Genomic DNA, 14162 nt, shown 5'->3' on the forward strand with positions numbered 1-14162 from the left:
CTTTACTATGAAAACATCAAAGCCCACCTCAAATTTTGGGCATAAAGATAAACAACCATGGTTTAAAAATTACATGGTAGTTATATTTGTTATTGGATTGCCTTTATTTGTAGTAGTCGCTTGTTTATGGTTTGTATACTACTCCATCCAAATTGGAGATACTGTGGTACGTGATGATTGGTATATGGATGGTAAAACTTTATATCAAGATTTATCGAGGGATGAACTTGCGCATGATTTGGATATAAAAGGCGAGATGTTATTTGATGATGACAATCAGATTACATTCATTCTTAACTACCCCAGCCATAGTTTAGCAACTGGCAAACTAAATGATGGTACACCCGTTTATTATCCTGACGAGCTGCGATTGTCTATCTCACATGCCACTGAAAAAGAAAAAGATAGAGATACAATCCTAATACATGTCAACGATAATAAGTATAAAGCAACTTTACAGCTTGACGATTTAGAATCAAAATATTATGTTGAAGTCAGTAATGAAGGTAAGTTGAATTGGCGATTGAAAAATGTCGGGAAGCTACCTCAGTCTAAAATAAGCTTTGAACCTCTAGCTATTTTTGATAAATAACGTGCAACTATATATGTCACTCTTTTATTCGACGGTAATCCGTAAAGATTACCTTTTTTATCTTTAACCTAAACTAAGTTACTCACTAGCCAATTTAATTAATACTTGAATGAACAAAGGTAGTGCGATTTCAAATAGGTTAGAATGGTTGATATCGTATTGAAACTTTATTTTCATTTTAAGCTTGAAGGCTAATTAAATACTGATTGCTGATTCTTGATTAAATTAAGTGTCGTGAAAATAAAATATCTAGAACACACCTTCATTACCAACACTTATTTTATAAGTCATTCATCATTTATTAATCAATGCTTGGATTAACCGTTGGAATTTTTTGGATCGCTGCAGTCTTCTTTTGTTTTACCACATCATAGGGATTGATATTAGGCTGCACGGGTAGACCAATATGAGCCAAATCAGCTTGTCCACCAACCTGTATATTGACCCCTTCAAAAAAACGTTGATTTTCATCTCGTTCCAACTCTAAGCTTTCAAAATCAAATAAATCCCTATCTGCTAATTGTGAAGGTGCTACATTCTGCATCGCTTTAAATATCGAAGCCAATCTTTGCGGATGGGCATTATCCCAGTCTCTTAGCATATCGTTAATTAATGCCCGTTGCAGGTTTTCCTGACTGCCACATAAATTACATGGAATAATCGGAAATGCCTTATAACGCGCATACTTGATAATATCTTTTTCCTCTACATACGCCAGAGGTCTAATAAGTATATTTTGCTTATCATCACTTAATAGTTTGGGAGGCATGGCTTTTAAAGTACCTCCATGAAAAAGATTTAGAAAAAAAGTTGCTAAGATATCATCTCTATGATGACCTAGGGCTATCTTAGTAGCGCCTATTTGCTTAGCGAAGCCATAAAGTGAGCCACGTCTCAAACGTGAACAAGCAGAACAATACGTTTTTCCCTCAGGCACAACACTTTTGACCACGCTATAAGTATCTTTTTCTAAAATATAATGAGGTATACCTTGTTCTTGTAGGTAGTTCGGTAAAATATCCTCGGGATATCCAGGTTGTTTCTGGTCTAGATTAACGGCAACCACCTCAAAATTAATTGGGGCAATTCGCTTTAATAATAACAGTATGTCTAACAGTGTGTAGCTATCCTTTCCACCAGACACACACACCATTACTATATCGCCATCCTCAATCATATTAAAATCTTTAATGGCCCATGATACTTGTTTTTTGATTTTCTTTTGCAGCTTCTTAAATCTAGTAGACTCAGTGCCCTTATGCTCAATATACCTATCGCTCTGCACTCTTTTATTAGAAATTTCCGTTACTATTTGGGCATTCGCCTCTATTGGGGTAGCTTTTTCATCTTGAACACTTCCACTATTATCTGTTGTAACAGAAGGGTCATATAACATAGCTTGTATATTTTTTATTGGCATAATAACTGGCTTATGATTAAATTTTAAAGCTTAATTATAGCAAAGTATTAATTATAGAATGAATAATTACGAGCCAAACTTATCAGCAAAAATCTTGATGGTAAGTCAATATAGTCAAAGAAGTCTAAAATGGTTACAAGGCAACCGAGTGTAAGTACTACTTGAGTAGGCTTAACGAGGTTAACGCCGTAACCGTTTAGTAGTTCGCTGACTATACCAATATTTTTAGCACGCAATCCATTATGTAACAACTTTAATTCATACAAATTAACACCTATAAAAAAAGGATTATCCCAATGATGGAATAATCCTTAACCAGAACTGTCATTTGAAAGGGTTATTTAGGTGTGACGATCGCAACCACTCGACGGTTATTTTGACGCCCTTGATCTGTATTGTTAGTATCCACTGGTTTACTTTCGCCATATCCAGCTGTGGTTAATCTATTTGCATCTGCACCATAGCGTTTAACGAGTTCATTTTTTACAGCTACCGCCCGTCTTTCAGATAAATTTTGATTATAGGGCACAGTACCAATACTATCCGTATGCCCTTCAATAACAGCGATGGTATTAGGATTCTCTACCATAAAGTTCGCCAAATCTTGAATCCGCTGGTTATACATGGGCTGCACTTCATCTTTATCAAATTTAAATAAGACATTCAAACGGAATGGCTTAAATAACTCTACTTTTTCACGTTCAGGTTCTGGCGCGGCAACGACTACTTGCGGTTCTGGACAATCTCCATACACGCGGCTAATTTGATGCGTTTGTTGCGGCATATCTTTTAAAAGAGAGTTTGCTGTTTCATCATCAATCTTACGCATTGACGGTATCTGAGTCACATCGTCTACATCAACATAAAAAAAGTTATTCTGTTGAGGCGCGATATCAATGATTTGAAGGTTGCTTTCAACTAAATCATTAGTTTTTAAACTGGTTGTCGTTAAGCTAATGTTTTGAGAGCCACTACAATACAAGACTTGTGAAAAATGACCCGGCTGAAGGCTGACTTGAAACTTTCCATCCACACCAATATTTGTACTGGTTTCTAACTCGTCGTTATCAGCTGGACGAATAAAAACAAGGTTACCTTCATTTTGAGGAATCTCGCTATTATTTACTAAAAGAAATGGCTTCTCGCCTGTTTTATCCCACACCACTTGATTAATTTGTCGATAACCATCATCTTTAACGTCATCCGCAATTGCCATTTGACTGAAACCTACTAAGGCTGCCAGAATTGACGTTTTTAAAACTTTAGACTTGGTGTCTATCATAAATATTTCCTTAATACTCATTAGTAAACTACTCATTATTTTTCCTAAATGAGACCTGTATGTAAAGGGCTTAGCAAGTGATTAATAAAATCTAAACCTTATAGGTCTCAATAGTCTGAAATTATTATTTAATTACCTATGCTATCACAAGCATTTTTAGAATACCTTTGCTGTCCGATGCTCAAGTATTTAAAAATGATAAATGGTTGGTATTAATGGTTAAACCTTGCTAAATAGATATTCGACGGTAAATTTATAATGAATATTTCTTAAAGTCTGATATGAAAGGTATTAAATTTAGTAATGAGGATTTAAGGAAACTTAAAATTTTCTTAGGAGGCTAGTTAAGAGATCAGTAATAAGGCTGCTAGATAAGAGACTTTTTTAAATAGTGCTCAGACAGGTGCAAGATTTATTGTGAAGCCTATGGTATAGACTATGCACTATAATATAATAGTAGGTACTATATTTGCACTTTCGTAAGGGAAATATTTAGCATGTTATCTCAAAATAAAAAGCCTAAAAAACAAGCAGCTGCAAAGTTACCTAAAGACGAACTGAACCGGGCCTTTGACCCTTTAAAAAATAAACATAACCGTTCTACTAGTAGTAGCAAGGGTTTAAATAGTAGCAGGGGTTTAAAAAAATGGCTTCCAGCCATTATATTTGCCGTATTGCTACATGCCGCCTTACTGGCATTATTTCTTCACAATCAGAATAAAATATCAACAGATAGTCATATAAGTGCCGATAGTGCCATTGAAAAAGCAGCTGAAAAAGACGGTTTGAACGGTGTTAAAACTGTTACTAAATCGGAAGTGAATGTTGTCAATAAAAGTCATGAAGAAGATCCATATAGCGACGAAACCGTAGCTCAAAACAAATTAGCTAGAGATTCAAACGCTAATAAATACTCTATAGATCAAGATAATCCTATTAAAAACAGTGGTAATAAACCGTTTGGAAAGGAACGAGTTGTTAAAGCGGAAACAGTAACCTCTTTAACCAATAAACAAACTCAATTGAATCCAATGGGTAATCAGGCAGATAGTAATGAGCGTATAACCGCTATCCAGGCAGATAGTGTACGCTCTATTAATCCAAATGATGCTGTGCTCCTATCTAGGGATCTTCCTTCATCAAAACGTGAGGCTACTACTCAAGACCAAGAATATGCTGAGAAAGCGAAAGAAATTGAGAGTATAAATGATAAGATAAGTGACGCCATACAAGCTGTAAAACAAAAAAATATTCAAAATATTGAGGCAAGTAAGCGGGACATTGCACCCTCTACCATTAAATCACAGACCCAAAAGCCTGTTGGTAAGATCGTGGTAGATGCGTCAGTTACTTCTCAAAGTAATGTTGATACTGAAAAGCAACCCTCAGTGGATACAATAACGCCTGAAATCTCAGAGCAGAAATCAAGTGTTGCGCTTGAAATAAACCCTGAACCTAACCCTAATAATGTTCAAATCCCTTAAACGTTATGCCCCTTGAAATAGTTTGGTAGTCGAGTCGGAGCTTAAGTGTTTTTTATTACTTATTCGTGTCCTTTTATCATTTAAAGATCTGTAACCTAAAATTAGCTATTTTCGCCTAAAATAAGCCACTATTTTGTTAACATTAGGATTAAATAACATGACTATTCAACCCGCACATTTAACTTAAGGGTACGTTGTATTATCTCATTCTATTCTAAAAAATTCATAACTTTATCTTATGAATAAACGTTCTAACTCTGCACAAATGAACCACTTAATTACTTATCACTTAATTATTTATACCATAATGACTGCGAAAGTGATCTACAATATGGGTCTACCCGAATGAGTAATATTACTACCCTGCTCTAAAATATATTGATTCACAGCGTCTAATCGCTGAGGCGTACCCACATCCACCCATTTACAATCTATAACTTCCGCGGTCACTTTCAGCTGTTGCATAGACTCCTTTAATAGAGGCGCAAGAGCAACAACTTGGTCCTCTGCCACGCCTGCCACTATTGATGGAGTCATAATGCTGATACCAGCAAAAGTATATTTTTTCCCTGACATTGCATTGTCACTGGCAAAACCATTATTGATAGCAAAGTCGCCATTAGGGTTATGTTCTGGATTATCAATCAGCAATAAATGCGTTGTCGCTAAATCTTTCAGCTTATAATTTTTTATGGAGGCAAAATCAAACTCTGTCCACACATCACCATTAATAAGTAAAAATGGCTCTTGTCTCAAACATCCTTCCCTTAAGGCTTTTGCAATGCCTCCAGCAGTTTCGAGGGGTTCATCATCTTCAACTGACCAGTGGATTGCCACACCATAGTCGCTACCATTACCCAGAGCAGCCATCAATTTACTTGAAAGCCAAGATGTATTAATAGTGATATCTGTAATACCCGCAGCTTTTAGAGCTTTGATGTGCCACACTATGAGTGGCTGACCAGCAACTTTTACCAATGGCTTAGGAGTTTCTAATGTAAAAGGACGCAATCTGGTTCCTTTACCCGCTGCTAATATCATGGCTTGGGTAATAGGAAGTGATTGCTTAGCACAGGTTTTTTTTGTCTGTTCAGAAACCGCTTTATTGTCCATAATTACCCTTTACCCCTCAGTTAGATAGTGTTTTCAATATCAGTCAGTTAAATATCTGTCAGATAGCCTATTAATAAAGATTAGTGATTAAATGACTTAAAAAAGTTTGGTTCAACTTTTTGTACCAACCACTGATAAACTGGCGTTATAAAAACGTTAATCTCTTCATCGCTATTATCATGTAGCCATTGCATTTCACGCAGTAAGTCACGCCATACCTTTGGTATATCCGCTAAATAACGTGACTTTCCATCTCGCTCAGACAGTCTCACAAATATACCCAGTACTTTTAAATGACGTTGTACGCCTATTAAGTTCAATTGAGATTTAAACTGTTCAAGACTGTGTGCGCCATTTGAATGTTGATCTTTAATTCGATACCAAAAGTATTCAATCCAGTTATTAATATGACTCTCATCCCACTCAACATACGCATCTCGTACTAATGAAACCAAATCATAGGTATAGGCACCAATGACAGCATCCTGAAAATCTATAATACCAAGTGCGCTTGGCTGATACTGATCTTGCATGAGGTTTCGACTGTGGTAGTCTCTATGCACAACAACTTGCGGCTGCTTTAAAATCTGGTTTGTGAGTTCTTGAGTAAATTTTTGCCACATCTGCTGATCTTTATCTTCGATTCTGCAATCTATAAAAGGTAAAAACCAGTCATTAAATAAATCTATTTCACGGTGCAGCATTGATGCGTCGTAGGGAGGTAAGCTAAAGGACTGTATTGCTAATTCAACTGGAATGCTCTGCAAGTCAATTAGACTATCAATGGCTAACTTATAGAGTCTATCAATTGTATCGAAATCATTGTTTACTTTATGAGACTCTAATAAATGCGAAAATTCGGTCTTACCAAAATCTTGTAATAGTAAAAACCCACTATCAATATCTTCTGCAATCAGTGTTGGTACGTTTATTTTAGATGCTAATAACCGATCAACACGCACAAAGCTTTCAATAGATTCAAGTTGCGGTGGGGCATCCATGACAATATAGCTTGGGTACTGATTATGCTGGGGTAAATCAAGATATATTCTGTGATACCGTCTGAAACTGGCATCACCTGGTAAGCTTTCTAGCTTATAGGTTTGTCCGTTTAATGCATTGTCTATAAAAGCAAGTAATTGCTCATATCTTGCATCCGTATGAGAAGAGACGTTAACAGAACTTAAATTCTCAGTTTTTTGAACATAGGTCATAATAAAGTACTTTTAGATATAGTGAAAAATGGACTCAAGTTTAATTTTTGGGCTTTTTTTATGGAAATCATTTAATTAACGAGGCACATCGCTAAACTTGAGGTAAAATAATATGTGCTAAAAAATAACTTAGTATTAAGGACACCCTAACCCATTACAAAATAGTTTTTTTACCTTGTATAATACTGCTAGATACCATATTTGGACATTTCAATTTTGAAAATTGTATGAGCTTGCGTAATTATTCGTTATTTTAAAGCCTGTAGTGTAGCTGATTTACATTTTTTTGACTATTATAAGATGGCTCAAATTTGCCAAACTTTGATCGTTTGCAAACTGGACAGGTATTTAATTCAATAGATATTTAATTCAACATTTCACATTTGTGATGTAAATACAGCTCCTAACCACGTTAACACCGTACTAATTTACAAATGCTAGATTAATCGTAGTATTATCAAAGTATCAAAACAAATAAGGTTTCCCATTGCTCTATTCTCAACTATATCGCAGTATTCGGTTTGCATATCGTGGCTTGCTACAGCAGCCCCGCTCTGCTCTCGTTGCAAGTATGCCTCTTTTGATGTGCTTACCGTCAGCTTATGCCAATGCCGTGAGCGACTTGGCAAATCTTAATAATGTTCCCGATACATCTCGTGCACAGGATAATCTGCCAGAACCGTATCAGCCAGAACTTAATTTGGCTATAAACGGCACTGACATAGAAAATGCTGCACCAAATGGGGCAAATACAGCCGGCTTCGAACCGACTGAGCCAAATACAGTTGACTTTGAATCCGCGCCATTAAATCACGATAAACGTTATTCAGTACAAACATCACCTGCTGCTTTTGTAAATAACCAGCCAATCAATAACCAATCAATAAATGAAACGTCTGGAAAAAAAGCTAATTTAGCGGGTCAGGTAAACCGCCATAGAAAGAGTTCAACCGAGCTGGCGACGACATTTAATACGCAAAGCGCTAAAAAAAGCTTAGACAGACTGTCGCAGTTTTACCAAGCCTCAAATCCCGCACAAACTAATCATGACCCAGAAGTAGGTTCGATTACTACTGATAATGGTCATAATTTGAATGATAAAGAATCAATTGATGGCGGGTTGAGCGATAACGATTGGTTTAATTCTACTGAGACCACCATCAATGCAACTGACTCAGCACCTATTGCAGCACCTAATGTTTTTAAACGTAAACTCAATGATGCCTCCTCATATCGCTGTGAAGGGGTATGGGTTACTCCCAGTAATCTTGATGAAGATTCGTCTTATCATCAAGCTGTAAACCGTGCTGTAGCCCAAGATGGTCTTAATGTTACTGAAGGTCTACCCTTATATGCTCAGGCTGATTATGGCTATTATGACAGTGTGTCTCGTGTAGAGCTATCCGGTAATGTAGAAGTGGTACAAAATGGGCAGCTAATTACAGCAGATCAACTCTCACTCGACCTTGACAGCGGTGCGGTTGGCGCCACTGGAGACGTTTTACTGGCCGAAACATCTCCTCCAAACGCAACAACTGAAGCAGCTGGAGCAACTACATCCTCCGTCAATCGCGTCAACCCGACTTCTTCATCTAGCAAACTCACCGGTAGTGGGCTAATTACCGTAGCAGATGAGATTGCCTATGATACTAACAGCAATGCTGCTACTGCTACTAATGTTGCCTTTGCAAGTATCCCTATGCAGGCGCATGGTTATGCTCACAAGCTTAATAAACCTGATGACACCCATTATCAGCTTGATAAGGTAATGTTCTCCACCTGCCCCCCGACCAATCGAAAATGGCAGCTAGAGGCTGAACAAATCGATATTGATACCGAAACTGGGCGTGGAGAATCTTATAACACGACATTCCGCTTAGGAAAGGTACCAGTCTTTTATTTACCCTACTTTAACTTCCCAATTGACGATCGCCGCAGTACTGGGTTATTGACACCTAGCGCTAGTATAGACAGCGAAAGCGGGCTTAAAGTTAGTATTCCATACTATCTAAATTTGGCGCCGAATTTAGACTCCACCGTCACTACCGATATTTATACCAATCGAAACCCAATGTTAACGGGGGAGTTGCGTTATTTACTAGGCAAGTACGGTAATGGCGAACTAAGAGCGGGTTATTTAGCGAACGATAAACAGTATGATGACAAAGATCGTAAAGGGCTTTATTTCCAACACCAATGGCAGTCTAAAGATATCAAAAACTTGTCAGCAAGTGCCGTTTATAACTATGTATCAGACCCACAGTACATAACAGATTTTGAAGATTTTGGTCTGACCAATAACTCTCTTAATTTACCCCGACGTGCGCAAGTAAATTATATAAATGACTATGTAAACGGGCAGTTAAAAGTTGAAACTTTTCAAAGCGTCAAAGCAACAGATGCAGACGGCAATGTGATTCAAGATAAAGATAAACCTTACTCACGCCTGCCCCAACTGTCTATTGATTATCGCCTACCCACTAATAGAACCAATATAGAAATAACGGGCGTCCATGACTCTGCCTACTTCAAGAAATCAATTAATGATGGGTCGGAAAATGAAAAAAGCGGGTTACGCATCTATAATGAGATTGGCGCCAGTTATCCATTTGAATCCACATGGGGTTATATCGTTCCTAAATTAAGTCTACAGCATCTTTTTACTGCGTATGATGAAGAGAGTAGAATCGTTAACAATGTCAGTGAGACGGATAACACTCAGACCGCTTTTGCACCTAAAGTTAGTATCGATTCTGGTCTGAATTTTTATCAAGCAGGCACACCTTTTGGCTTATTTGATCATAACCTAGGTGGGTATCAATTATTGAGTCCTCGCCTAAAATATACTTACTCAAAATTTAGAGACCATAGCAAAATACCCAACTTCAATACCCGTGTCGCTTCTGTTGATTATGATCAACTATTTTCAGACTCTAGGTTTTTGGGCTACGACCGTATCGCTGATAATAATAATATTTCTGTCGGTTTGAACTATCGTTACATCGACGCAATGGGTGTGACACGTTTTGATGGTAGTATTGGCGATCAGTTTTATTTAGACGAACCACAAGTGGCTTTAGACAATGCTACAAAATTAAGCGATCAAAGCTCATCTGGCGTGGCATGGAACTCAAGCGTTCAACCTTATCGAAATATTTGGTTTGATTTTAATGGTGCACTAAATGATAAAAATCGTCTAAATTTCATAAATAGTCAGATACGCTATCAGCCTACTCCTTTAAGTCTAATAAATCTTGGACTTGTAAAACGTAAACAAGATCCTAATACCAATCAGGATGCTTTATCCGCTATAACTGCCTCAGCCCTGTTTCCAATTAATAATAATTGGAGGGTCATGGCGCAAGGTCAGTTTGATAATAGAAGTCACAAATTCATAGATTCGACTGTTGGATTAAATTATGAGGATTGTTGCTATGGATTTTCTATATATGGTCGCAGTTATTACAATGACTTAAACTTAGACCTTGAGCCTACAAGAGCGGTTATGGCAGAGTTTAGAATAAACGGTTTGGGGGAAAGTAGAAGCCGTTTAAGTAAGCTATTTATTGATAGGGTGCCAGGCTTCGAACCTGTTGACACCCTATGGAATAAATAACCAATGACTGATACCTTACATTACTTCCTTTAGATTTTATAGACGCTAAAGATTTTATTTTTACTATATTGGCTTCCTTTACTTTATTACCATACGCAGGATAAATATGACAATGGCTAGAAAATCTCTTGAATTAAGTAACAAAAACGTGACACATAGACTAAAAACCATCGTAATTATTGGTAGTTTGGCTCTGCCTATGCATTTTACTTATGCCGATACTGCAGACGCAAATTCCAATGCATTAAACAGTGACGCTTCTTTGCAACCAGTTGCCACTAATGCCAATAGCAAAACTGATAGCACTAGTAAAGACGGTATCATTGCATTAGTAAACAATACAGCAATCTTAAAAAGTGATCTTCAATCTGCCGTCAATACGACCGCAGCCCGTCTTAAAGCTGATAAACAAAATCTACCACCTTCAAAACGATTGCAAAACGATGTATTAAACAGTTTAATATTGCGTGAGCTGCAATTGGAGTTAGTTAACCGCTCTGGTATTCAGCCAGATCCGAATGTCGTAAATCAAAGATTAGCTCAATTTGCTCAATCACAAGGTGTGTCTTCTTTATCAGAGTTGCAACAGAAATTAGACTCAAGGCGTTCAGGTAGCTATGCAGCACTACGCGCTCAAATAATTGAAGAAGAATCTTTGAAAATATTGCAACAGAGTCAAATAGCAAAACGGGTACGCATTACGGATCAAGACATAGAGGCATTTTTATCCTCACCCGAAGCCAGTCGTTTGGAAGATGCTGAATATCGTACCATTCACATACGCATTCCATTTACAGATGATGTCAGCCGGATTTCTGAGAGTCAGAAAGATCAGGCTTTACTCATCGCGCGCCAAGCAAAAGCATATTTGGAAACCTCTGATGATGCACAATCAGTATTAGATCAATTAAGCCAAGGCGTTGCTAAAAACTATCCTGTTCCTCTACAAGGTGGAGATATGGGCTATCATGCCGCTGCAGGTTTGCCAACTGAAATTACAAATAAAATTCTTCCGCTCGACATTGGCGATGTCACTGAACCACAGCTCGCATCAGAAGGCATTGATATTGTTAAGCTGATTGATAAGCGTGGAAATGAAAACATGATTGTTGCGCAATGGAAAGTACGTCATTTATTAGTAAAAACCGATGATCAAGTTAATGATGCTTTAGCTGAACAGAAAATAAATGACCTATATGAACAATTACGTAAAGACGCTAATTTTGCCTCATTAGCATCTACCTATTCTGATGATTCTGGCTCTGCAGGTCGGGGTGGGGATTTAGACTGGGTATCTGAAGGTCAAATGGTGCCCGAGTTCGAGCAAATGATAAAGCGTACCCCTGTAGGCGACTACTCTATTCCCTTTAAGTCCCAGTTTGGTTGGCATATTTTAAAAGTTGAAGACCAGCGTCAAAAAGATGTCAGCGATACTGTAAAACGCAATATGGCCCGAGAGGCTTTATATCAACGCTTAGCGCCGCAAGCGCAAGAAGACTGGTTACAAGAGCTTAAAGCCAACGCATATATTCAAATCTTTGATTAAATAGGTAGGCCAAACCTATCTCATATTAATGCTAGACTTGCTATATAAGCCATACGTAATTAAGCAAATTTTGAGTGTCTTAACGCTGGAAGCTTAAACTGTGAATTAATCAACCTAGGCAAACAACAATTGAACCCCATTATGACTAGATAAAATTAAACCCCGCTCTGTTACAAAGCGGGGTTTAATTTTATAATATGGCTGTTTCATTATAGGACTTAAGAGCGAACTTTTACAATCCGATATAAGCCCATTCACATTTTTAAAATATTTAGATTTACAAGCCAAGAATAGCTCTTGGGTCAATTGGATTCCCATCTTCCCGAACTTGGAACTCAAGGGCTATTCGGCTAGTTTGTCCAGTATTGCCCATAGTGGCAATTTGCTGACCCGTACGCACTTGATCGCCCTCTTTAACTAATAATTTATCATTATGGGCATATACGGTAATATATTTCTCATCGTGTCGAATCATAATCAGATTGCCGTACTCAGGTAATCCATTCCCAGAATATAAAACTTGCCCCTCTTTACTGGCAACGATGGGATCACCTAAGCGTCCACCAAACCACATACTATTGATACCGGCATTGGCATCAAAGTTTTTGAAGACAGGGCTGGTAGTAGGATAACCATATCCTTTTGCAGAACTGATAGAGCTATTATTAGTGCCGTTACTATAAGTGCCATTATAAATATTGGGGGTAGAGGTTGTACCGGTAACTGGTGACTGATTACTAGGATAAGTGCGTCTAGGCTGAGCTGTTGTAACATTATTACGGTTTGAAGGGGTTGATTTTCCTTCCCAAAGCTTTAGCCATTGACCTGAATAGATTGTGTAACGACTATCTAATCTATTCATTGCACCAATACGGCGGTAATTCAACCCATAGCGATTTGCAATGTGACTTACTGTATCACCAGATTTAACCTTATAGTAGTTAGGTACCCCACGAGCGTCAACAATAACCGTAGGCCCTCTATTAACTTGATAAGAAGGCTTAGTGGCACAACCTGACAAAGTAAGTACACCACCGATTAAAGCCATTAATAATACGTTAGCTTTTAATGCACCGGTTTTTTTACTATTTAATTGTGTTAATTGTGGGTTATCTTTTACAGTGTCAGATACTGGTAAAGTACTGAACATGGGCTTATTCCTTATGTAATCAATTGACTCAAGTGGTAATATTTTCTTTTCTATTAAACGTATTAACTCATTAATTAGATTTAAAGAATCAAAGCGATCTGAAAATAAGTGGTCATTAGCAATGAATTTGGTACTGGCATTGAATCTGTCTCTATTCTCTCTATAGTTATTAAAAGATATTTATTGAAAGCCTAACACATGACATCATAACAACTTTAATTATGAATTTAAATTATATGAAAGGGTTTAAAGCTCAGACATATGTTTAAATTATTAATCCTAATGGCTCGATTTATTAAGTCAATAATTATTTATCTACTATAACGATTCTTTACATACAACCCAGCCTATTTTTATTATAAAATATTTCAGCTAGTTAAGTCTTAGAACCCTCATTCATAAGCTAAAGCTAGAAAAGTTTTATAAAAAAATAAGACCATACAGGGCAAAATTGAGTTGAATAGTCATTATATTTAAGCCTAATTTCAACAAAAAAGAAGTCATTGCTCATTTTAGGCGAAAATAGCAAGTTATAGGTTATGAATACAGGTTCTTAGAGTATATTGCATTAGTGCACTAGATAGAAACTACAATATATTTGTGGCGATCATATTAGAATTTTTACTTTATTACTGGTACTTATCAAATTAAGTGGTACTGACGAACGCTACTGAAAAGGAAGAATAAAAAGACAGTTAATAAATGCGTTTTTTGATTTATTTTTATAGTGCCAATAAAGCTTAAT

The 14162-nt window shown here is 37.1% G+C and carries 9 protein-coding genes; 4 read left to right on the plus strand and 5 right to left on the minus strand.

Features of this window, described 5'->3' with window-relative positions; translation table 11 throughout:
* Positions 1-7: 7 nt before the first annotated feature.
* On the plus strand, positions 8-592 hold the full coding sequence (locus AC2SLN_RS06690) for a FixH family protein (protein ID WP_486549272.1): 585 nt from the start codon (positions 8-10) through the stop codon (positions 590-592).
* 301 nt (positions 593-893) lie between these two features.
* Here AC2SLN_RS06690 and ttcA read toward each other — a convergent pair whose 3' ends face one another.
* Positions 894-2012, minus strand: a complete 1119-nt coding sequence (gene ttcA / locus AC2SLN_RS06695) for a tRNA 2-thiocytidine(32) synthetase TtcA (protein WP_486549271.1) — start codon at positions 2010-2012, stop codon at positions 894-896.
* A gap of 337 nt (positions 2013-2349) precedes the next feature.
* Positions 2350-3294, minus strand: coding sequence for an OmpA family protein (locus AC2SLN_RS06700; RefSeq protein WP_486549270.1), 945 nt, complete (start codon positions 3292-3294; stop codon positions 2350-2352).
* Between the two features lie 497 nt (positions 3295-3791).
* Here AC2SLN_RS06700 and AC2SLN_RS06705 point away from each other — a divergent pair, with 497 nt between their 5' ends.
* Positions 3792-4778 (plus strand): hypothetical protein, encoded by a 987-nt coding sequence (locus AC2SLN_RS06705; protein ID WP_486549269.1) that lies wholly within the window; start codon positions 3792-3794, stop codon positions 4776-4778.
* 324 nt (positions 4779-5102) lie between these two features.
* Here the strand turns inward: AC2SLN_RS06705 and murU are convergent, their stop codons facing one another.
* Positions 5103-5891, minus strand: coding sequence for an N-acetylmuramate alpha-1-phosphate uridylyltransferase MurU (gene murU / locus AC2SLN_RS06710; RefSeq protein ID WP_486549268.1), 789 nt, complete (start codon positions 5889-5891; stop codon positions 5103-5105).
* A gap of 80 nt (positions 5892-5971) precedes the next feature.
* Positions 5972-7105, minus strand: coding sequence for an aminoglycoside phosphotransferase family protein (locus tag AC2SLN_RS06715; RefSeq protein ID WP_486549267.1), 1134 nt, complete (start codon positions 7103-7105; stop codon positions 5972-5974).
* A gap of 487 nt (positions 7106-7592) precedes the next feature.
* Between AC2SLN_RS06715 and AC2SLN_RS06720 the strand changes: the two genes are divergently transcribed.
* The gene (locus AC2SLN_RS06720; protein ID WP_486549266.1) at positions 7593-10721 is read left to right on the plus strand and encodes an LPS-assembly protein LptD; all 3129 of its coding nucleotides are present in this window, start codon (positions 7593-7595) and stop codon (positions 10719-10721) included.
* A gap of 112 nt (positions 10722-10833) precedes the next feature.
* Complete coding sequence (locus AC2SLN_RS06725; RefSeq protein WP_486549265.1) at positions 10834-12267, plus strand: peptidylprolyl isomerase; 1434 nt, start codon at positions 10834-10836, stop codon at positions 12265-12267.
* Positions 12268-12544: 277 nt separating this feature from the next.
* Here the strand turns inward: AC2SLN_RS06725 and AC2SLN_RS06730 are convergent, their stop codons facing one another.
* Entirely contained in the window at positions 12545-13417 is an 873-nt protein-coding gene (locus AC2SLN_RS06730) for a peptidoglycan DD-metalloendopeptidase family protein (protein ID WP_486549264.1), read from the minus strand.
* Between the last annotated feature and the right edge of the window lie 745 nt (positions 13418-14162).

This window comes from Psychrobacter sp. CX90 (assembly GCF_057396305.2).

Excerpts from the sequence above, each read along its gene's own strand:
- AC2SLN_RS06690 (WP_486549272.1), top strand. The coding sequence starts at position 8 with ATGAAAACATCAAAGCCCACCTCAAATTTTGGGCATAAAGATAAACAA.
- ttcA (WP_486549271.1), bottom strand. The coding sequence starts at position 2,012 with ATGCCAATAAAAAATATACAAGCTATGTTATATGACCCTTCTGTTACA.
- AC2SLN_RS06700 (WP_486549270.1), bottom strand. The coding sequence starts at position 3,294 with ATGATAGACACCAAGTCTAAAGTTTTAAAAACGTCAATTCTGGCAGCC.
- AC2SLN_RS06705 (WP_486549269.1), top strand. The coding sequence starts at position 3,792 with ATGTTATCTCAAAATAAAAAGCCTAAAAAACAAGCAGCTGCAAAGTTA.
- murU (WP_486549268.1), bottom strand. The coding sequence starts at position 5,891 with ATGGACAATAAAGCGGTTTCTGAACAGACAAAAAAAACCTGTGCTAAG.
- AC2SLN_RS06715 (WP_486549267.1), bottom strand. The coding sequence starts at position 7,105 with ATGACCTATGTTCAAAAAACTGAGAATTTAAGTTCTGTTAACGTCTCT.
- AC2SLN_RS06725 (WP_486549265.1), top strand. The coding sequence starts at position 10,834 with ATGGCTAGAAAATCTCTTGAATTAAGTAACAAAAACGTGACACATAGA.
- AC2SLN_RS06730 (WP_486549264.1), bottom strand. The coding sequence starts at position 13,417 with ATGTTCAGTACTTTACCAGTATCTGACACTGTAAAAGATAACCCACAA.